15 protein-coding genes are annotated in these 19,714 nt (G+C 62.2%); 9 read left to right on the top strand and 6 right to left on the bottom strand.

The genetic code is table 11. The annotated features are described in order from the left end of the window. The first annotated feature begins 16 nt into the window (after positions 1-16). The 4 genes from Q1A75_RS10320 (at position 17) to Q1A75_RS10305 (ending at position 1,889) form a co-directional block, all read left to right on the top strand. On the top strand, positions 17-439 hold the full coding sequence (locus Q1A75_RS10320; RefSeq protein WP_299550787.1) for a hypothetical protein: 423 nt from the start codon (positions 17-19) through the stop codon (positions 437-439). A gap of 39 nt (positions 440-478) precedes the next feature. Continuing rightward, entirely contained in the window at positions 479-1,009 is a 531-nt protein-coding gene (locus tag Q1A75_RS10315) for a hypothetical protein (protein WP_299550786.1), read from the top strand. A 180-nt stretch (positions 1,010-1,189) separates the two neighbouring features. After that, positions 1,190-1,546 (top strand): MmcQ/YjbR family DNA-binding protein, encoded by a 357-nt coding sequence (locus Q1A75_RS10310; RefSeq protein ID WP_299550785.1) that lies wholly within the window; start codon positions 1,190-1,192, stop codon positions 1,544-1,546. Then, positions 1,533-1,889 carry a hypothetical protein gene (locus tag Q1A75_RS10305; protein ID WP_299550783.1) on the top strand — a complete coding sequence of 119 codons (357 nt, stop codon included), beginning with the start codon at positions 1,533-1,535 and terminating at the stop codon, positions 1,887-1,889. The genes Q1A75_RS10310 and Q1A75_RS10305 overlap by 14 nt, the downstream gene beginning before the upstream one ends. A 51-nt stretch (positions 1,890-1,940) precedes the next feature. On the opposite strand, the gene Q1A75_RS10300 is transcribed toward Q1A75_RS10305, so the two are convergent. Then, a complete protein-coding gene (locus tag Q1A75_RS10300; protein WP_299550781.1) occupies positions 1,941-2,516 on the bottom strand; it encodes a DUF1285 domain-containing protein in 576 nt (191 codons plus the stop codon). A 69-nt stretch (positions 2,517-2,585) separates the two neighbouring features. Here Q1A75_RS10300 and Q1A75_RS10295 point away from each other — a divergent pair, with 69 nt between their 5' ends. The 4 genes from Q1A75_RS10295 to Q1A75_RS10280 are packed head-to-tail and all read left to right on the top strand — an operon-like array spanning position 2,586 to position 9,272. Next, positions 2,586-3,593, top strand: a complete 1,008-nt coding sequence (locus tag Q1A75_RS10295) for a MoxR family ATPase (RefSeq protein ID WP_299550779.1) — start codon at positions 2,586-2,588, stop codon at positions 3,591-3,593. After that, a complete protein-coding gene (locus Q1A75_RS10290; protein WP_299550777.1) occupies positions 3,590-4,471 on the top strand; it encodes a DUF58 domain-containing protein in 882 nt (293 codons plus the stop codon). Before Q1A75_RS10295 ends, Q1A75_RS10290 begins: the two co-directional genes overlap by 4 nt. Beyond that, a complete protein-coding gene (locus tag Q1A75_RS10285) occupies positions 4,468-7,233 on the top strand; it encodes a DUF4159 domain-containing protein (protein ID WP_299550775.1) in 2,766 nt (921 codons plus the stop codon). The genes Q1A75_RS10290 and Q1A75_RS10285 overlap by 4 nt, the downstream gene beginning before the upstream one ends. Then, positions 7,230-9,272, top strand: a complete 2,043-nt coding sequence (locus tag Q1A75_RS10280) for a hypothetical protein (RefSeq protein ID WP_299550773.1) — start codon at positions 7,230-7,232, stop codon at positions 9,270-9,272. Before Q1A75_RS10285 ends, Q1A75_RS10280 begins: the two co-directional genes overlap by 4 nt. Here the strand turns inward: Q1A75_RS10280 and pbpC are convergent. Genes pbpC through Q1A75_RS10260 form a run of 4 tightly spaced genes read right to left on the bottom strand, consistent with a single transcriptional unit; the run spans position 9,269 to position 16,605 of the window. After that, positions 9,269-11,224, bottom strand: coding sequence for a penicillin-binding protein 1C (gene pbpC, locus Q1A75_RS10275; RefSeq protein ID WP_366142197.1), 1,956 nt, complete (start codon positions 11,222-11,224; stop codon positions 9,269-9,271). The genes Q1A75_RS10280 and pbpC overlap by 4 nt on opposite strands. Beyond that, entirely contained in the window at positions 11,221-11,514 is a 294-nt protein-coding gene (locus tag Q1A75_RS10270; protein WP_299550771.1) for a hypothetical protein, read from the bottom strand. Before Q1A75_RS10270 ends, pbpC begins: the two co-directional genes overlap by 4 nt. Before the next feature lie 2 nt (positions 11,515-11,516). Beyond that, positions 11,517-11,792, bottom strand: coding sequence for a hypothetical protein (locus Q1A75_RS10265; protein ID WP_299550769.1), 276 nt, complete (start codon positions 11,790-11,792; stop codon positions 11,517-11,519). Further along, positions 11,785-16,605, bottom strand: a complete 4,821-nt coding sequence (locus Q1A75_RS10260) for an alpha-2-macroglobulin family protein (RefSeq protein WP_299550767.1) — start codon at positions 16,603-16,605, stop codon at positions 11,785-11,787. Before Q1A75_RS10260 ends, Q1A75_RS10265 begins: the two co-directional genes overlap by 8 nt. Before the next feature lie 145 nt (positions 16,606-16,750). Here Q1A75_RS10260 and Q1A75_RS10255 point away from each other — a divergent pair, with 145 nt between their 5' ends. Next, positions 16,751-18,931, top strand: a complete 2,181-nt coding sequence (locus tag Q1A75_RS10255) for a response regulator (RefSeq protein ID WP_299550765.1) — start codon at positions 16,751-16,753, stop codon at positions 18,929-18,931. Here Q1A75_RS10255 and yaaA read toward each other — a convergent pair. Further along, positions 18,928-19,701, bottom strand: a complete 774-nt coding sequence (gene yaaA, locus Q1A75_RS10250; protein ID WP_299550763.1) for a peroxide stress protein YaaA — start codon at positions 19,699-19,701, stop codon at positions 18,928-18,930. The two genes, Q1A75_RS10255 and yaaA, sit on opposite strands and share 4 nt — an antisense overlap. Positions 19,702-19,714 lie beyond the last annotated feature (13 nt).

Raw genomic sequence — 19,714 nt, 5'->3', positions numbered from 1 at the left:
CGGAAAGGAGCCCAACATGACCATGATGCCCGCACCGGACGACCTGACCTTCCGCGACCAGTTCGACGCAGGGCGCGTCGCGCCGGATGACTTCAACCGCCGCGCCCACCTGCGACAGGCCTATGTCTACCTCTGCGAAGGGCCGATCGATGCCGCCATGCCCCGGATGCGCGCAGCGCTCCACGCCTTCCTGAAACGCAACGGCGTACCTGCTGACAAATACCACGAAACACTCACCCGCTCGTGGCTGATGGCGGTCGCATATTTCATGGACAAGGCGACGCCAGCGGCCTCCTTCGACAGCTTCCTGAAACAGGATGACCGCCTGCTCGACACGCGGATCATGCTAACCCACTACCACAAGGACACCCTGTTCTCCGACACAGCGCGCGCCGCCTTCGTGGCACCTGATTTGCAATCAATCCCGCCTGCCCCGTAAGTTCATGATAGGCATGGCACCCATTCCTTCGGAAATACCATGTTCGGCCTGCGCATAGACGAAGACACCCAAGACTGGGTCATCGACTCTTTCTTCTGGGCCATCGACAACCACCTGCTCACACCCAGCACGCGCGCCATTCATGTGACCAAGTCCAACTTCCCGGCACCGAATGGCCCTCACCAAGAGGTCGCGCAAGCGCTGATCCACGCCATCCAGAAGCACCTTGGCATCGAAAATCAGGTTATCGTCGCCGCACCGTTGAACGGGCTGCCTGCGGAATACCGGCATCAATATGGACAATTCTCTTCTGTTGGCGGCACGTGGCAAAGCGACGGCACGCAGGCTCTCATTACCTATTACCCTGAAACCATCACCCAAAGGCGCGCCTTCCTGTCCACACTCGTGCACGAAGTGATGCACCACCGCCTGCACGTGACCGCACTCGACATGCCCGGCGGACCGGAGGCCGAGGAACTGTCGACCGATCTGCACTGCATCACGACAGGCTTCGGCGCGCTACAAATGCAAGGCGCGGAAGAAGCCGGGTGGCAAGGTTACCTCAGATAAGAAACGCGTGCCTTTGCCTATGCCGTGTTTCTTTTGCTGACAGGTCCTGACAGCAACACCCGTGACAATGGGTTACCGTCTCGGTCAGCACGACTGGTCAAAAAAGCATCCAAGCTGCTGCGGAACCGGGAAGACGATATGCAAGATTTGCGGGATGCCTTGCACAATAAAGGTTAAACCATGATCCACACTTGGGAAGACCTCAAAACTCTTGGCCTGTCATTGGGTTTGCCCAAAGTCGAAGTGTCCACAAGCTGGAGCAACGAAAACCTCAAGGCCCACGGCAAGATGTGGACATGGTGGTCGCCCTGCGTGGAAGCCGCCATCTTCAAGGGCAGCATCGAAGAACGCGAGACACTGATGGCTGCCGATCCCGACACGTTCATCCTGCACCCGCATTACGCCAAGTTTGGCTGCCTCCTTGTTACCGCGGGCCGGATCGATCCAAACTGGGCCGAAGCGCGGCTGCGCAGCACATGGCGGGACATGGCGCCCAAGCGGTTCCTCAAGGCCTATGATGCAGGTGAGGCAGACTGAATGCCGCTTGCCTGCACCGTATCTCAGCAGCGCGACGAACCTGTTCAGGATCAAGCTTCTCAATAGGCCCACGCTGACGAGCGGGCGGGTTGTAAATCGGAACGCGCAAGGAGCTGCCGATTTACGCAAAAAGGGTACCCACCTGTTTGGCGTCGCTGCCATCCATTGCAACGATGGCGGCGTTCGTTTCAGATTCAAGCGTGGCCAGCTTGTCGACCAAGCGCGCACCAAGGATCAGATCGTGACCACGGGCATGAAGCTGATGCGCGAGCGAATGGTGGACGACACGTCCGCCTTACAGCTTCAAAATGACGCGAACGTAGAGGCCGAGCAGCAGAAATGATGCACACTGGCTGTGCAGGTGGTGAGGCGCAGGTGTCCTGCGCCCCGTCCGTCAGGGCAGCTCAGCCGATGGGATGATTCCAAAGAAATGGCCACCCGACCACACCCCGAACCAACCGTCGTGATGTGTGCCGAGGTCGACGACACGGTAAAAGCTCTTGCGATCGATCAGCGCCTCAAGGTCCGCCCGGATTAGGATATAGGGGGATGGTTCGCCGGTCTCCGGGTCGCGTTCAACGCGGATCGGATGATCCTGCCCGGCGACGGCCACATCATCTACATGGGTCACAAAGGTCAGAACCTGCGTCTCGCTGGTCCCCTCAACCTCGAAATCGATGGCGACAAACGGGGCGTCATCGACGGTGATTCCCACCTTCTCAACCGGAGTAACAAGAAAATACTTCCCCTCCTCCCGCTTCAGAATGGACGAAAACAGCTTGACCAGACCCGGTCGCCCTATGGGCGTCCCTTGGTAGAACCAGGTTCCGTCCCGTGCGATCCGCATGTCCAGATCACCGCAAAAGGGTGGATTCCAAAGGTGTACCGGCGGCAATCCGCGTGTTTTTGCAGCAGTGATCGACGCCACAAGGCCATCTGCATCCGGTGTCACGGTTTTTTGTCCGCTCATATGTTTTGCCATTCTCAATTGAGGGAATAGGTTGGTACAGAAATATATATCCCGAATGAAAGAGATGTCATGACCGAAGCAGAGGACCTTGTTGCCGAAATCGAGACGCTGGGCAACAAGCTGGCAGAGGCCAAGGCCTCGATCACCAAGCGCTTCATCGGGCAGGAACGGGTCGTGGACCTGACCTTGACCGCGCTGCTGTGCGGCGGCCACGGCCTGCTGATCGGTCTGCCCGGTCTGGGCAAGACACGTCTGGTCGAGACACTCAGCACGGTCATGGGGCTGGACGGCAACCGCATCCAGTTCACCCCGGACCTGATGCCAGCGGACATTCTGGGATCGGAAGTTCTGGACACGGCCGAGGATGGGACACGTGCTTTCCGCTTTGTACCGGGTCCGGTGTTCTGCCAGCTTTTGATGGCAGATGAGATCAACCGTGCTTCGCCCCGGACCCAGTCCGCCCTGTTGCAGGCCATGCAGGAAAAGACTGTGACCGTCGCAGGACAGGACCGTCCCCTGGGGACACCCTTCCACGTGCTAGCAACGCAGAACCCGATCGAGCAGGAAGGCACCTACCCCCTGCCCGAAGCGCAGTTGGACCGCTTCCTTGTCCAGATCGATGTGCTCTATCCCGACCGCGAGACAGAAAAAGATATCCTGATTGCCACCACCGGGACAGAGGACGCGCAATCAACCGCCGTATTCACCGGCGAAGAATTGCTGGCGGCCCAAACCTTGCTGCGCAGGATGCCTGTGGGCGACAGCGTGGTCGAGATGATCCTGGACCTGGTGCGAGCCTTCCGGCCGGGTGAGGCCGATGCGTCCGACAAGGTACGCGAGACGGTCGCCTGGGGGCCCGGCCCCCGTGCGGCCCAAGCCTTGATGCTGGCCGTCCGCGCCCGCGCGCTTTTGCAGGGTCGCCTGGCCCCCTCGGCGGAAGATGTCATCGACATGGCCCGCCCTGTTCTGATCCACCGGATGGCTCTGAACTTTGCCGCCCGTGCCCGTGGCGACAGCCTGTCTGACCTGATCGAAGAGACCGCCGCCGGTCTCAGCCGCAAGGAAGCCGCCGCGTGATCACACCCCTCGCCCTGCGCGAAAAGGCCGAAACGCAAGCGGCCCGGCTGCCTGCGCTGCTGGCCCGGGCCGAGCAGTTGGCGGGCGCCGTTCTGTTGGGCGACCACGGTCGGCGTCGTGCGGGGATGGGTGACGATTTCTGGCAATACAGACCGGCCCAGATCGGCGACAGCCGCCGGTTGATCGACCACCGCCGCAGTGCCATGGGTGATGTGCAGTTCGTGCGCGAACGCGAGTGGCAGATTGCGCAATCCGTGATGCTGTGGGTCGATCAGGGGGCAGCGATGCGCTTTGCCTCAAACAACGATTTGCCAACTAAAGCCGAACGCGCCCGCGTTCTGGGCTTGGCCACCGCGATCCTTCTGATCCGGGGCGGAGAGCGTGTGGGCCTGACCGGGACCAGCCTGCCGCCGCGCCGAGGCAACACGCAGGTGCTGCGCCTGGCCGAAATGTTTACCGAGGATGCAAACGAAGATTATGCCCCTCCGGAACACCGGGCAATGATCCCGCACGCCCGCGCCGTGTTCATCTCGGACTTCATGGGCAATATCGACGACGTCAAAACCGCGCTGACGAAAGCCGCCGACCGGGGTGTGCGTGGCGTGCTGCTGCATGTCCTTGATCCAGCGGAAGAGGCGTTCCCCTTTCGGGGGCGCACCATCTTTGAAAGCGTGGGTGGGACGCTGGAACATGAAACACTCAAGGCGTCTGATCTGAAGGGGAGGTATCTGGAGCGCCTTGCCGAACGGAAGGCCGAATTGCAGCATCTGTGTTCCGTTGCGGGCTGGCAATACGGGCTGCACCACACCGACACACCCGCACAATCCGGCCTGTTGTGGCTATGGCGCGCGCTGGATGGCGGGCGGGCGCGGACATGACCGTGTTTGGACCCATCGGCTTTGCTGCCCCATGGTTGCTGGTCGCGTTGATCGCGCTACCGATCCTGTGGCTGATCCTGCGCGCGATCCCACCCGCCCCGATCCGCCAGCGCTTTCCGGGCGTGGCACTGCTTCTGGGGTTGCAGGATGACGAGTCCGTGTCGGATCGTACCCCGTGGTGGCTGCTGCTGATCCGGATGCTGGCCGTGGCCGCGATGATCATCGGCCTTGCCGGGCCGGTGCTGAACCCTGAAGACGATGGAACGGCGGGCGATGGCCCCCTGCTGGTTGCAATAGATGGTAGTTGGGCCGGTGCGGCGCGCTGGCCGCGACTGGTTGAGGCACTGGATGCCGAGATGCGCCGAGCCGGTGCAAACGGGCGACAAGTGGCCCTGTTGGACCTTGCCGATCCTGAACAACCCGTCTTCCGGGCTGCGAATGTGCTGACTGCAACGCTGCCCGGTCTGGCACCATCACCATGGCAGCCCGCAGATGCTGCCGAGATTGCAGCTTTGTTGCCTGAAGGCAGTTTTGAAACGGTGTGGTTCAGCGATGCGCTCAACTACCCTGCCCGTCCTGATCTGCTGTCCGTCTTGCAGGAGCGGGGACCAGTGCGGGTTGTGCAAAGCGCGACAACCATCACTGCTTTGACGCCCGCCACATATGCAGACGGTCTGGTCGAAGTGACCGCGATACGCGCCGATGATGGCCCTGAACGCACCGTAGGCATTCTGGCGCAGGGCCGCGACCCCGCGGGGAATGCGACCATTCTCGCTCGGGCCAATGCCGTCTTTGATACCGGGGCCACCACGGCCACCGCATCGCTGTCACTGCCTGCTGAATTGCGTGCGCGCGTCACCCGTTTCGAAATTGCCAATGCCCGCTCTGCCGGGGCTGTTACGCTGGTCGATGACAGTTTGCGCCGCCGCGAGATTGCCCTGATCGCAGGCCGCGAAGGGCGCGAGGGGTTGGAGCTGTTGTCGCCCCTGCACTACCTTGAACGCGCGCTTGCGCCCAATGCGGACCTGTTGCGTGGGGCTTTGACCGATGTGCTGCCCGCAAATCCGGATGTGATTGTATTGGCGGATGTGGCCACTCTGTCGGATGGCGAAACGCAGGCGATTCTTGAATGGGTCGATCAGGGCGGTCTACTGTTGCGCTTTGCGGGGCCGCGGGTCGCGGCCAGCGACATCAGCCGCACCGAACAGGACCCGCTGATGCCGGTGCGTCTGCGTGCCGGGGGCCGTAGCGTCGGAGGGGCCATGAGCTGGGGATCGCCCAAGACGCTGGCACCCTTCCGCGAGAACTCACCCTTCTTTGGCCTGTCAGTGCCCGATGATGTCGCAATCACTGCGCAGGTCGTGGCCCAGCCTGACCCAACGCTCGCTGAAAGCGTGATTGCCGAGCTGAGCGACGGAACGCCCTTGGTCACGCGCAAGCGCGAAGGTCAGGGTCAGATCGTTCTGTTCCACGTCACCGCGAATGCCGAATGGTCGTCATTGCCCCTGTCGGGACTGTTTGTTGAAATGCTCGAACGTTTGGCGGTCTCCGCCACCACATCATCGCCTGAGGCCGGCGACCTGGAAGGCACGATCTGGACGCCGGAGGTGGTTATGGATGGTTTTGGGACATTACGCGATGCGGGTGCAATGCCCGGCGTGCCCGGGCCCGCACTTGTAAGCAATCCGACGGGGCCAAACCTGTTGCCCGGTGTCTACATCTCGAGCGACCGGGCATTGGCCCGTAACGTGCTGACGGCCGACGCCACATTGCAGGCCGCCACATGGCCTGCCGATGTTCCCGTCTCAGGCCTGACCGCAGCGCCAGAACGCCCCTTGGGTGGGTTGCTTTTGGCAGCCGCTATCGGGTTTTTGCTGGCAGATGTGTTGGCCTCTCTCGCTCTATCAGGCCGTTTGACGGGTCGCGTGCGGGCGACTGCAGCGACCCTGATTGGGGCCGCGATGCTGTTGGCTTTCAATGCTCCCATCGCGCGGGCACAGAATGAACCAGCGGACGAGGTGGCAGCGGCGGCTGAGGTTGTGCTGGCCCATGTCGTAACTGGAAACGGAGAGGTGGACGAGGTGGCGCAGGCCGGTCTGCGCGGTCTGTCGGACACATTATTCTTCCGCACATCGGTTGAACCCGCTACGCCTTTCGCCGTCGATCTGGAAACGGACGAACTGGCCTTTTTTCCGATCCTATACTGGCCCATCACACCGGATCAGCCCCGTCCCTCACAAGAGGCGTATGTCAAGCTGAACGACTATCTACGGTCCGGCGGTTTGATCCTGTTCGACACCCGTGACGGCGATGTGGCGGGCTTTGGCGGCTCGACCCCGAACGGACGCAAGCTGCAGGATTTGGCAGCCCCCCTCGACATACCGGCGCTTGAACCAGTGCCGCGTGACCACGTTCTGACCCGCACATTCTACCTATTGCAGGATTTCCCCGGTCGTCACTTGAACGGAGAGGTCTGGGTCGAGGCGGCCCCACCCGGGGCTGAGCAAGTCGAGGGCATGCCCTTCCGCAATCTCAACGACGGCGTGACCCCGGTGGTCATCGGCGGCAATGATTGGGCCTCGGCCTGGGCGGTAACATCAAGCGGGCAAGCCATGCTACCCGTGGGCCGTGGCTTTGGCGGCGAACGGCAGCGCGAGCTGGCCTACCGCTTTGGTGTGAACCTGGTCATGCACGTGCTGACCGGCAACTACAAAAGCGATCAGGTCCATGTGCCTGCCCTGCTGGATCGGTTGGGCCAATGACCGGAACGGTATTGTTTGATCCGCTGCTGCCTTGGCCTGTGCTGGCTATTGTTGCTGTCTTGGCGATTGCCGGGGTTGTCCTGGCCCTGATGCGCGGTCTGAACGGCTGGGCTTTGCGCGGTATGGTAGCCCTTGTTGTGCTCGCAGCATTGGCGGGACCATCGTTGCAACAAGAGGACCGCGCGCCTCTGTCCGACATTGTCATCGTCGCCGAAGATGAAAGTGCCAGCCAAAGGCTGCGGGATCGCCCTGATCAAACGACATCCGCCGCAGATGCAATCGAAGCGGCCCTGTCCGCCCGCGAAGGCACCGAGGTACGCCGTGTCACCGTCCCGGATGGAGAGGAAGACGCAGGCACCCGCCTGATGACCGCCCTGTCTGACGCGCTGGCCGAAGAACCGCGCGCCCGTGTTGCAGGCCTGATCGCGCTCAGCGACGGGCAAGTGCATGACGCTGACCTGCCCCTTGATCTGCCCGCCCCCCTGCACCTGCTGCTGACGGGGCGTGAGACGGATTGGGACCGCCGCTTGCTGGTCAAGAACGCCCCGGCCTTTGCCATCATTGGTGAGCCGGTCACGCTGACCTTGCGGATCGAGGATATGGGTGCTGTGCCCCCTGATGTCGGGCTTGCCCCGCTTGATATCTCGGTCGACGGGGCGCCGCCGCAGCGCTTCAACGTGCGCACCGGCGAAGACTTCGAACTCCCCATCAGTCTGCCCCACGGTGGTCGCAACGTGATCCAGTTCACCGTCCCCGAAGCGGACGAAGAGCTGACGGATCGCAACAACACCGCCCTGATTCAGATCAACGGCGTGCGCGACCGGCTGCGCGTGTTGCTGGTGTCGGGTGAACCCCATGCCGGGGGGCGCACATGGCGCAACCTTTTGAAATCGGACAGTTCTGTCGATTTAGTCCATTTCACCATTCTGCGACCGCCTGAAAAGCAGGATGGTGTGCCGGTGGGTGAGCTGTCCCTGATCGCCTTCCCGACTCGCGAGTTGTTTCTCGAGAAGATCGATGATTTCGATCTGATCATCTTTGACCGGTACAAGAGGCGAGGCATCCTGCCTGCCCTCTACCTCGACAATGTAGCGCGGTACGTGCGTGACGGAGGCGCGGTGCTGGTGGCGGCGGGACCGGATTTTGCCAGTGCCGACAGTCTTTATCGCTCACCCCTTGGGTCGGTGATGCCGGCCCAACCCTCGGCCCGCGTGCTGGAGGAGGCGTTTCGCCCGCAAGTGTCCGAGCTGGGACAGAAGCACCCTGTGACCACGGGCCTGCCTGCCGCAGGGGATTGGGGCCGTTGGTTGCGCCAGATTGATGTGGCCGCCGAGTCCGGCAGCGTGGTGATGGAAGGTGTGGACGAACGGCCCCTTCTGATCCTTGATCGTGTGGAAGAAGGCCGGGTGGCGCTGCTGGCATCGGATCATGCGTGGTTGTGGAACCGTGGGTACGAAGGCGGCGGGCCGCAGTTGGAACTGCTGCGCCGTCTGGCCCACTGGATGATGAAGGAACCCGAGCTTGAGGAAGAGGCCCTGACCGCCACCGCAACGGGCCAATCCATGCGGATCGAGCGGCGCACGCTGTCCGATACCGTGCCGCCAGTGACCATCACCGACCCGTCCGGCAATATGGTGGAACTGGAGATGACCGAAGTCAGCCCGGGCCGGTTCGAGACGCGGTACGAGGGGCCGGATATCGGTCTTTACCGTCTTGAGAACGGCGACGCCGAAACCGTCATTGGCTTGGGTCCTGCGGCCCCAAAGGAGTTTGAGGCGACAATTGCGACCGCTGATCTGCTTGGACCACGGGTGGAAGATACACGTGGTGGCGTGCTGCGGCTGGAAGACGGCACGCCGCGCATTCGAACAGTGCGCGAAGGGCGGCCCGCTGGCGGGCGTGGATGGATCGGGATCACGCCGCGCGGTGCTTATGAAACGCAGGATGTACGCCAGATGGGGCTGTTGCCCCCGTGGCTGGTTCTGCTGCTGGCGTCCGGTTTCATCATAGGCGCGTGGCTGCGCGAGGGGCGGCGCTAGGGCCGGACCTCGACCGCGGCGCGGGTTGAACGGCCCGATGCGTCGATCACAGCTATTTCGGAAAACCCTGTGTCCAGTGCGCCGATAGTGATTTGCCGGTCTCGTGCCCCTGTGGCGACCACGGCCCCGTTGACCAGAACGGTCAGGGGCAATGCTCCGCCTGCAACCTTTACGACCGCATCGCGTTGCGCAAGCCGCGCGCCGTCCGGCGGAAAGACCATTTCTGGTCCGTCGCCCGTGTTCATCCGTGCGCCAAAGCGTTGAAGGGGCAGCGGCAAATCCGCAGTTGCAAGCAGCAATGTGTCCGGCGGTGGTGGCGGGGCTGGTGCAAGCTGTGGCTTCAGGCGACCAAACGCCTCGAACAGGATCGGGGCCGCATGTGCGCCGCCGAAAGCGCCGGGCACAGGCGTGCCATCCGGCCGGCCCATCCAGACGCCGATGACATGCCGTCCGTCGAACCCGATAGCCCATGCGTCGCGGTGCCCGTAGGAGGTGCCCGTTTTATAGGCCAGCCCTGATGGCGCACCGGGCGGCGGCGCAATCCTCCGCAAGATATCACCAACTTGCCATGCAGCGCGCGGCGCGATCAGTGTGTTTGCGCGACCCGAGGCAAGGTGGCTGTAGACAGTTACAAGGCCTTCCAGACTGAGGCCCACGCCACCCAGCGCCACGGCAAGCCCCGCCTGCCCGCCCGGCAGCTTGGGTTTGGCCCCAAGTGCGCGCAGCGCAGCCATCAGGCGTTCCGGGCCAAGCGCCTCGGTCAGAGCCACGGGCGGAATGTTGAGCGATAGGGTCAGGGCCTGCCGGGCGGTGACGTCGCCACGGAACAGCCCGTCAAAGTTCTGCGGTGCGTAGCGGCCAAAGCGCGTGGGTCGGTCAGCAAAGACTGTTTCGGGGTGGGCCAGGCCACGGTCAAAGGCCAGCGCATAGATCAGGGGTTTTAGCGTCGAGCCAGGGCTGCGCTTGGCCCGTGTCATGTCGATGAACCCCGGTGTGCCGTCCGTATCGGCATAATGCGGAGCGCCTACGCGGGCCAGCACCTCACCGCTTTCGTGATCCATTACCATCAGCGCCAGAGAGACACCGCGCGCCTGACCCGCCGCGTGCAGGCGGGCAAGGTTGGACATGCTCTTTTGCACCCCCGTCGACAGGGTTGTGTCGAACCTTTGTTTATCGGGATCTGCGGCGCGCAAGGCGTCCGCATGGTGCGGGGCCAACCGGGGCAAGGCACGAGCCTGTGTTGGAACGCTTGTATGCGACGGGCCCGCCCCGACGCGGGCAAGCACCCGGTCTCGGGCGGCTTGAGCGGTATCCGGATGGCGGTCCGGGCGCCGTGCCTCCGGCGCTTGCGGCAGCGCCACGAGCAGGGCCGCTTCCGCTTCGGTCAGACGTGTGGGTTCCTTGCCGAACCATGTGAATGTGGCGCTGCGCACCCCTTCGATCCGCCCGCCATAAGGGGCGTGTAGCAGGTAGAGGTGCAGGATATCGTCTTTGCTCAGACGCCGCTCCAGCGCCCAGGCCACCCGCATCTGGCGCAGCTTACCCCCGACCGATCCAGTGCCTGAGTTTTCGAGCAGACGGGCCACCTGCATCGTCAGTGTTGATCCGCCAGAGACAACGTGACCCGACCAAAAAGCCTGCGCCACCGCGCGTGCCATGGCACGACCATCTACACCGTTGTGGGTGCGGAACCTCTTGTCCTCATAGGCGATCAACATGTCGGTCAAACGCTGGTCAACGCCACCGCGGGGGACCGCCAGCCGGATACGCCCGTCCTCGACCGCAAAGGCGCGCATCAGGTGACCGTGTCTGTCGCGCATCTCTACCGATGTCTCGGCCAATGTCGTGGGCAGCACTGTCCGGTCCACCCACGCATCCCACGCGTCATGCAGGCTGGCGACAGCCAGCATGGCGCCCGCGAGGGCGAACAGGGGACGGTGTGGCCGTTTCACTCGGTCACAACCGTACGGCCTGTGCCCGTCACCGCACGGTATTCAGCGCGGTACATATCCTCAACCAACGCTGCGGGGTGGTGGAAATCGCCGGGGCTGACAGCGCGGGCAATATAGGCAAGACGGAATGTCTCTGCCCCCGTGTGGTTCACCGCAGCAAGGAAGCGATCGGAGCGGAATTCGGCGTGTTCGGTGTTGGCTGTCTCCAACCATTCAAGGCCCGCCACGTCGCCCGACCGGATCAGGTTGGGGTTGTCGATCTCGATCCCCGCTGGAAGTGGATCATCCACTATCAGCGGGGATCGACTTTTTCAAACGGTGTGACCGCTAGCACGATCACCCGCCGTTCTCCGATGGTCCACGGTCCTTCGGCAATGCCCCCCTCAAGCGTAAACGCTTCGCGTGTGATGCTGTAGCCGTAGCCTCCCGCCTCGGGCGGAGTGACCGGCACGCCGTAGGTGGTGAGTGTCACATCCTGTAGCTGGCCCGAAACGTTGCGAATGATCGATGAGGTATCGCCCAACGCGCGGCTTTGAACCACGGGGCCGGACACCGGTGTGTCATCCACGGAAAGCACCGGTGCCTGTCCCGTCGCGCAACACTTGCGCAGCCATAAGGAGCTGAGCCGCCTCTTGGGTGGAGTACCCCGCATGGCCCGTCGTCACCGTTGCAGCAAGGCGTGATTGATCGACACGGGTGCTGCCGGCCTCTGCCGCCAGATGCAGCAGCCCCGCCGCATCGCGCAAAGATGTGCCGTAGTCAGCACGCCACAGGCCGGTGTCCGTGTTGTTCCGCAGCGCCAGGTCCTGCGCCAGACCGAAGAGCCGGTCAGCACGGGTTTGTTCACCGTAGCTGGCAAGTGCCGCGCCCAGTTGTGCACGGGCCAGCGGGGTCGAGAACGCCTCGGCTTTGGTATCGGCGTAGTAACGCAGATCGCCAATCGATGCCGATCCTGCGCGGGCCAGCACCATGAGGGCGTAGGCGATGTCTTCGCCCCCTGTATCGAAATCGGGTGCGTAGTTGATCCGATTGCGCAGGTTGTCGAGGGCGAGCCGCAAGGCGCGCTCTGGCACCTCGTGCCCCTGATCACTTGCTCGCAGGAGGAAATCGGTGACGTAGGCATCCAGCCAGAAATCCCCCGACTGCGCCCGCCAGAGACCAAATGCCCCGTTGCTGGCCTGTCGGGTCAGGACGCGATTGATGGCCGTCGTGATCCGCTGGTCGACATCCGTCAGACCCGCCGCCCGCGCCGTGCGCGGCAGATAAAGAAGCGGCAGTGCCGCCGATGTGACCTGCTCGGTACAGCCGTAGGGATACCGGTCAAGCTGCCCGATCAGCCCTGGCATATCGAACCGGGCGAGCGGTCCCGCTGCCAGTGTCGCCCGCGCGCTGTCGGGCCGGAGATTGGTAAAGACATTGTCGTCGAAGGTGAGCGCGTCGCCCGCTGCCAGTTCCAGGCGTTGAGTGATGGCGATGGTGGGGTCGTTGGCGCGGACGCCAAGTGTGAGTGACTTTGTCAGGACCGTGCCACCGGGTGTGGTCAACGCCACGTCGATGCTGTGATCTCCGATCTCTTGTGCGGTGAGGGGCAGAGAGACGCGGACGGTGCCGTTGTCGGCCAGGTCAATGGTTTGTGGTGCTGTTCCGACCGATAGGCCGCTGCCTGACACTTCCAAAGGCATCACACCCGATACACCTGCGGCGTGCACGAATTCAAACTGTACGCGGCTTTGGTCCCCCGGGGCAAGGAAGCGCGGCAAGGCCGCCGAGATCACAACGGGGTCGCGCGCGATGAGGTCGGAAGCGGCTTGTCCGACGCCTTTGTCCGACCAAGCCACAGCCATTAGCCGGATGGTGCCGTTGAAGTTCGGACGTGGGATCGTGACGTTGGCAACGCCGTTGGCATCCACGGGCACAGGGCCAGAGAAGGCCGCCATGACCGCCTCGGTCGGGGGTGGGCTTTGCCGCTGCATGGCGCTGCCTGCATCCCCGCCGGAACGGACCGTGCCCAGCGCACCGCTTTGACCGTCGATCAAGCGGCCATAGACGTCGCGCAAGTCAACGCCAAGACGGCGCTGGCCGAAATAGTGTCCCTGGGGGTCCGGTGCTTCGAAGCCCGTCAGGTTCAGGATACCGACATCGACAGCAGCGAGGGTGACAAAGCCGTCGGCCCCTTCAAGTCCATCGACACGCACTGCCACCTCGGTCTGTCCTTCTTGGCCACCCACCTCTTCCGGGGCGTCGATGGCCACAGTCAGTGCTTTGTCCTCTGGATCAATGGCGGCATGGGCCAGTCCGAGCACGCGGGCCGGGCCGGGATTACTGGACAGGCCAGTGCGCAAGACTGACGCGGTGACATAGGCGCCTGTGCCCCAACCTTCCGTCACCTCAAGCGGGATCACCGTTTCGCCCGCGTGCACAGGGATGGCCTGCCGCGAGATCACGTTGCCGGACAGGACGGATACAAGCGCCACGCCGTCGTGGGGCGGCACGATCCGCAGTTGCGCGGTATCGCCAACCCGATAGTTCTCGGCATCGAGTGACAGCGTTAGGCGATCCGGGGTCGCGCTGCTGTCTGCGGCGCCATACCAGCCGGACGCGAATGCAACCGAGCTGGCTGTATAGGCCTCTTGCGTGCTTTCGACGACCAGCTCGTAATCGCCCCATTCGGTTGGTGTGCTGATCTGAACCGGTATATCGCCAAGAACCGCAGCGCCTTGAGACACGCGGATACGGCGCGTGATCGGTTCCCAGTTCCAGTTGCCATTCAACTGGTACCATTGGTACCGCGTTTCGATCTTGTTGACTGTCCACTGCACCGGCAGGTCGGCGGGTGCATCCACTGCGATCACTTCGAAATCGGCGCTGCCGCCTTCGGGCAGGACATCGTCGAAAGCGGGCTTGATCCCGATCACCGTACCTTCAGGCGCGATGGGGCGGGTCAGGCTGCGCTCAACCGGGCGGCCGCCACTGTCGGACACGCGGACAGTCGCCACGGCTTCGAGCAGCACGTCATCAGCTTCTACCTCTGGCCAAGGCAAGGACAGGTAGGACCGACCCTCCGCATCCGTGCGCCCGCCCTGCACGTAGCGACGTTGTGGAGAGAAAGCCGCGTCATGCCGACCAAATAGATATCCGGGATGCGCCGCGAGTCCGGTGCGTTGCCGCACCTGAATATCGCCTTCGACCGCCAGATCTGCACCGGGCGCACCAAACAGGTATTGCGCGTCCACATCCACGATTGCGGGGGTATCAAGGTCGAGCGGTGCGTCGTCAGCCGTCAGCGTCACATCGATACGGTCAGGGATGAAATCCTCGACCAGCACGGTTTCGGTGGCGAGCGCGGGCGCCTTCAGATCGCCCTTCACCTCGATCCGCCACGTCCCGCGCGGCACTGTTGGTCCAAGTGGCAGCGACGCGACGTGGCCGCCGCTTTGTCCGTTGGAACTTACCGTTCGGCTGTATTCGACACCATCCGGGCGGCTGAGAATGACGGTCAGCGGCAAGCCATCGATAGCTCGCGCTTTGTCGTCACGCGCCAGCGCTGTCAGGTAGATAGTGGCGCCGGGGCGATAGGCGCCGCGATCCGTCGTCACAAACAGGTCGATGGGCGGTGCAGGTGGGCGTCCCTCAACTCCGCGATCAGACAGGTCAAAGGCCGGGTCTGTCAGCGGCAGGAACGCGAAATCATCCGCTGTTTCGACCTGCACGATGGCCGGACGCGCGGCACCTGTTCCACGGGTCAGGCCTGCATCAAATTGCACGAACCCATCGCCGTCTGTCTGCGCCTCACCCAGCACGGCATTTGCCTGAGAAATCAGCCGCACCTTTGCCCCATCCACGGCACCCGCATCGCTGAGCGCGCGGACCGAGGCTGTCAGTCCGTCATTCCCCTGCCACGTGCTGAGCCCCAGATCAGACAGCACAAACCACTGCGTTGCGGCCACAACGTCATAACCATCACGCCCCTGTTCGCGTGCAGACAGGACGTAGACGCCGGGAGGCTGGTCGCCCAACGCCTCATCCAGAGGAAGGCGCGTGCGCATTTCGGTATTAAGGTCGTTCTGCACCTCGCCCGTGCCGCGCCAGATTTCCTGCGCGATATCCGAATTGAACTGTTCAGCCTGCCATTGTGACAATGGACGACCAAAGAAATCGCGGCGCAGGGATTGGACAAGATTGCGGTCACTGACCCGGCTGAGCACGAGATCAACCTCGTTCACATTCACCGTCTCGATGGGGATGCTTGCCCCAGCCCCGCGGGCCAGAACGTAACCTCGCCCCGGAAAGCGGACGACCGCCGTGCGGTCGCGGACATAGAGGTTCAGCGACACGTCCTTGGCCAGCACCTCTCCGCTTTCGGCTGGAAGGCCGGAGCGGAATGTGACGCTGTACCGCTCTCCGTGCCGCACCCCGTCGATGCACAGGTCGCGTCCATCTGCAGCAACGACCAGACCGGGTGTCGCCATACGCACGAACGGCTCGTAATCCACGCCGCTCTGTACCAAAGGTTCCGAGAAGGTGGCGCAAATGCGGGGGGCCGCGCTGTCATTGTCCACCTGATGTTCGACGACACGGAAACCGTATTTCGCGATCACTTCATCCAACACCCGGCCCACGTCATCGCGCGGCTGGATACTTTGGGCCAGACGCAAGGCTCGGATCGTATCTCGTCCCCGCCCGTTGCGTTCCAAAGCATCTGCAAGGGTTTGCAAGGCGCTCACCTGACCACCTGGGGTGTCAGCACGCAAGTAGCCGTTCAAGGCAGCAGGCACGGCAGCTTGCCGGGCGCTGCGACGCGGGCCTGACGGCACATCATCGCCCTGGCGCAGTGCGATGTATGCGTAGCGTGTCCACAGGTCTGGCGCATCCGTCAATGCAACTGCCACTCCCGTCCAGCGCAGGGCTGCAGCCCTGTCCCCACGATCCCACGCAGCGCGGGAGGCCGTCAGCGACACGTCCAACGTCTGACCTGACTGGGTAAAGCGCAAACCGATGTCGGATGCCAATCCGCGTGCCTCATCAAAATCGGCCTGAGGCAAATCCAACGCAGTGGCGCGGCGCGCAGCCGCCGTTTTCAGATCGTCAGATATGACAATCCGCTTGGCCGAGCGCGCACCGGCATAGGGTTGTTCTTCATTGATCTGCGCCTTGGGAAAACAAGCGTTTGACCGATCGTTGAACGTGAAGCCAATGCATGCATCATCCGTACTGCAGGCGCGCGCGCAGGCATCAAAGGTTGTATCGAACAGAGAGGTGCGATCCTCACCAGGATAGTCGACATCCTGGGTCACGATGTACCGATCATCCGGTATCGCGCCCTGCCCCCACGCTGCCGCTGCCCAAAGTAGTGCAAACAGTCCAACCAACGCGTGGCGCATGATGCCGCTCCCAAATTCAATTTAAGAATGCCGTCAGTCTGACACGCCCGATGCGAGCGGCGCAACGGGCCACCGAAGCAGTTAAGCGGTTCTTCACCGTCGGCGTGACATATGATGTGGCAATCTTGTGTGGTGGAGGACTGGTATGAGTCTGGCAAACAAATTGGCAGAAGAGCGGCGCGGCCGTCTGGCCGCAGAACGTTTGCTCGAGCTGAAGGAAGCCGAACTGTCAGCCGCGAACCGCAAGCTGGGTAAACACGCCGCCGCCTTGCAGGGAGAAATCGTTGAAACCCGGGCCGAGGTGGCAACGGTCAAGACAGAGAATGAGCGCGTCAAAACCGAGCTTGGTCAAGCCAACCAGAAAGTCCAGATCGCCGAACGCCGCCTTTGGCATTCGGTGCAGACGATTACGGACGGTTTCGCCTTCTTCAACTCGGACAACCAGATGATCGCTGCGAACGCAAGCTACCTGGCGATCTTTGACAACATCGACACCATTCGACCCGGCGTGAACTATGTCACCATCCTGCAAGTGCTGACGGACGAAGGTATCGTGAATACCGAAGGGGTGGACGCTCAGGCCTGGCGCCAGAAGATGCTGGACAGGTGGATGCAGCCGCAACCTGACCCGGTGACGGTACGGCTCTGGAACAACCAATACATCAAACTGGTCGACCGACGCGGACAGGGCGGTGATATCGTTTCCCTCGGCCTTAACATCACGGAATCCGTGCGCTACCAACAAGAACTCAAGACCGCCCGGACCGAGGCGGAAGCGGCCAGCCGCGCCAAGTCCGCATTCCTTGCCAATATGAGCCACGAGATCCGCACCCCGATGAACGGCGTCGTCGGCATGGCAGAGCTGTTAGGGGACACAGGGCTAAGCGAGGAACAGCAGCTTTATGTCGACACGATCAAGAACTCGGGCGAGGCGCTTTTGGTCATCATCAATGACGTTCTCGACTATTCGAAGATCGAGGCTCAGAAGTTGCAATTGCATCTTGAGCCCTTCGATCTCGAACGCAGCATTCATGAAATCATTATGCTGCTGCAGCCATCAGCCCGCGACAAGGGGCTGACCCTCCTGCTGGATTATGACCTGTTCCTGCCCACCATGTATGTGGGTGACCCCGGCCGCATCCGGCAAGTTCTGACCAACCTGATGGGCAATGCCGTCAAATTCACGGGCGAAGGCCACGTGCTGGTGCGCGTGACTGGTGTGCCCGATCTGGAAAACGGACATGCCGACGTCACGATCGTAATCGAGGATACGGGCATCGGTATTCCCGAAGACAAGATCGACCACATCTTTGGCGAGTTCAATCAGGTCGAAAATGAACGCAATCGCCAGTTTGACGGCACAGGGTTGGGCCTTGCCATCTCGCAACGACTTGTGTCGCTGATGGAGGGCGAGGTCTGGGTCAGCAGTGAAGAGGGAATCGGGTCTGTCTTTGGATTCCGCATTCCTCTCAAGCTAAGCGAGGCGAAGCTGCCCGAGCATCCCCCGGTGCCCGAAGGGCTGCGGCGTGTCATGGTTGTTGATGACATCGAAGCAAATCGGACGATCCTGCAGCGTCAGTTGGAACAGCTGGGTCTCGGTGTTGTGTGCTGTGCGTCCGGTGCAGAGGCGCTTGAACAGTTGACCGACATCGATCTGATCCTGACAGATCACAACATGCCCGACATGGACGGATTGGAGCTGGCTGAAGCGGTGCGGACGACGGGTGTGACCACGCCGATCCTGTTGCTCAGCTCAAATCCAAGCTTTGCCACCAATGATCCAGGTGCCAAGCACCTACATGCCATTATGCAAAAACCCGTACCCCGTGCTGACCTGTTTGCCCGACTTGAAAGCGTCGGCCCGGTGATCGGTGCAAATGGTGCATCGCCTGCTCCGACTGAAACCCGACGGATGGTCGTGCTGGCGGCCGAGGACAACAAGACCAACCAGCTTGTCTTTGGCAAGATGGTCAAGGATGCGGATATCGACCTGCACTTTGCGAACAATGGGCTCGAAGCGGTCGAGATGTTCGAAAGGATGTCCCCGGATTTGATATTCATGGACATCTCCATGCCCAAGATGGACGGCAAAGAAGCAACCGAAACAATCCGCGCAAAGGAGAAAAAGATCGGTGGCCATGTGCCCATCGTGGCGCTCACCGCACACGCAATGGATGGCGACGACAAGGGGATTTTGGAAGCGGGGTTGGATCACTACCTGACCAAACCCCTGCGCAAGCCTGAAATCCACGGCATGCTGCACGAGATGTGCCCAGAAGGGGTCACACCTCCCTTCGGCGAAGTTCCCGAGGAAGGCGCGGCCTAGTTTGTTGGGTAGGGCCGAACAAAAACCGGTTTGGCATATGTCGACAGGTCAGGTTGATACACATACCCATCCGTCGCAAAGCTGTGCACGCCGTCCACGTCCGTGATCTGGTTTTGGATAATGTGCCGCGCCATAGCACCACGCGCCCGCTTGGCAAAGAAGCTGACGATCTTTGGCCCCTGCCCCTTGTCCTCCATGAACGCGGGCGTGATCAGTTGGGGCTTCAGCGTCTTTTCCGGGACGGCGCCGAAATACTCTTGGCTCGCACAGTTCACGAGCATGTCGGCACCCGTTTCTTCAGCTTGCGCGTTCAGTGCCTTGGCCAGATCGGTCCGCCAATAGTCATATAGCGAGGCGCCCCGACGGGTCTTGAGGCGGCTGCCCATCTCGAGACGGTAGGGTTGGATCGCGTCAAGCGGGCGCAGCAGGCCATAGAGCCCCGAAAGAATGCGCAAATGATCCTGCGCATATGCAGTGTCATCTGCAGACAACGTCGCGGCGTCCAGGCCCTGATAAGTATCGCCGGCAAAGGCGAGCATGGCCGGGCGAATTGTTTCTGCGTTGGGGTCCTCAGCAAATGCCAGGAACCGGTCGCGGTTCAGACGGGCCAGACCGTCACTGAGGTCCATCAAGGACTTGAGCTTGCCCAGTGTCAGATTGCGCGCCGTACGCGCCAAACGCACTGCATCGTTCTGCATGGCTGGGGTCGTCATTTCAACGTCCCGCTCTGCCCAATCCAGCCGTTTGGCCGGGGAAATCACCACAAGCATGTCTGCCCCCTCA

Origin of the sequence: uncultured Tateyamaria sp. (genome assembly GCF_947504105.1) — a bacterium.
Classification (GTDB): domain Bacteria; phylum Pseudomonadota; class Alphaproteobacteria; order Rhodobacterales; family Rhodobacteraceae; genus Tateyamaria.
This window is presented reverse-complemented; position numbering and strand designations above follow the sequence as displayed.

What these genes read in the sequence shown, in the direction of transcription:
- Q1A75_RS10320 (WP_299550787.1), top strand. Translation starts at nt 17, where the DNA reads ATGACCATGATGCCCGCACCGGACGACCTGACCTTCCGCGACCAGTTC.
- Q1A75_RS10315 (WP_299550786.1), top strand. Translation starts at nt 479, where the DNA reads ATGTTCGGCCTGCGCATAGACGAAGACACCCAAGACTGGGTCATCGAC.
- Q1A75_RS10310 (WP_299550785.1), top strand. Translation starts at nt 1,190, where the DNA reads ATGATCCACACTTGGGAAGACCTCAAAACTCTTGGCCTGTCATTGGGT.
- Q1A75_RS10300 (WP_299550781.1), bottom strand. Translation starts at nt 2,516, where the DNA reads ATGAGCGGACAAAAAACCGTGACACCGGATGCAGATGGCCTTGTGGCG.
- Q1A75_RS10295 (WP_299550779.1), top strand. Translation starts at nt 2,586, where the DNA reads ATGACCGAAGCAGAGGACCTTGTTGCCGAAATCGAGACGCTGGGCAAC.
- Q1A75_RS10285 (WP_299550775.1), top strand. Translation starts at nt 4,468, where the DNA reads ATGACCGTGTTTGGACCCATCGGCTTTGCTGCCCCATGGTTGCTGGTC.
- Q1A75_RS10280 (WP_299550773.1), top strand. Translation starts at nt 7,230, where the DNA reads ATGACCGGAACGGTATTGTTTGATCCGCTGCTGCCTTGGCCTGTGCTG.
- Q1A75_RS10260 (WP_299550767.1), bottom strand. Translation starts at nt 16,605, where the DNA reads ATGCGCCACGCGTTGGTTGGACTGTTTGCACTACTTTGGGCAGCGGCA.
- Q1A75_RS10255 (WP_299550765.1), top strand. Translation starts at nt 16,751, where the DNA reads ATGAGTCTGGCAAACAAATTGGCAGAAGAGCGGCGCGGCCGTCTGGCC.
- yaaA (WP_299550763.1), bottom strand. Translation starts at nt 19,701, where the DNA reads ATGCTTGTGGTGATTTCCCCGGCCAAACGGCTGGATTGGGCAGAGCGG.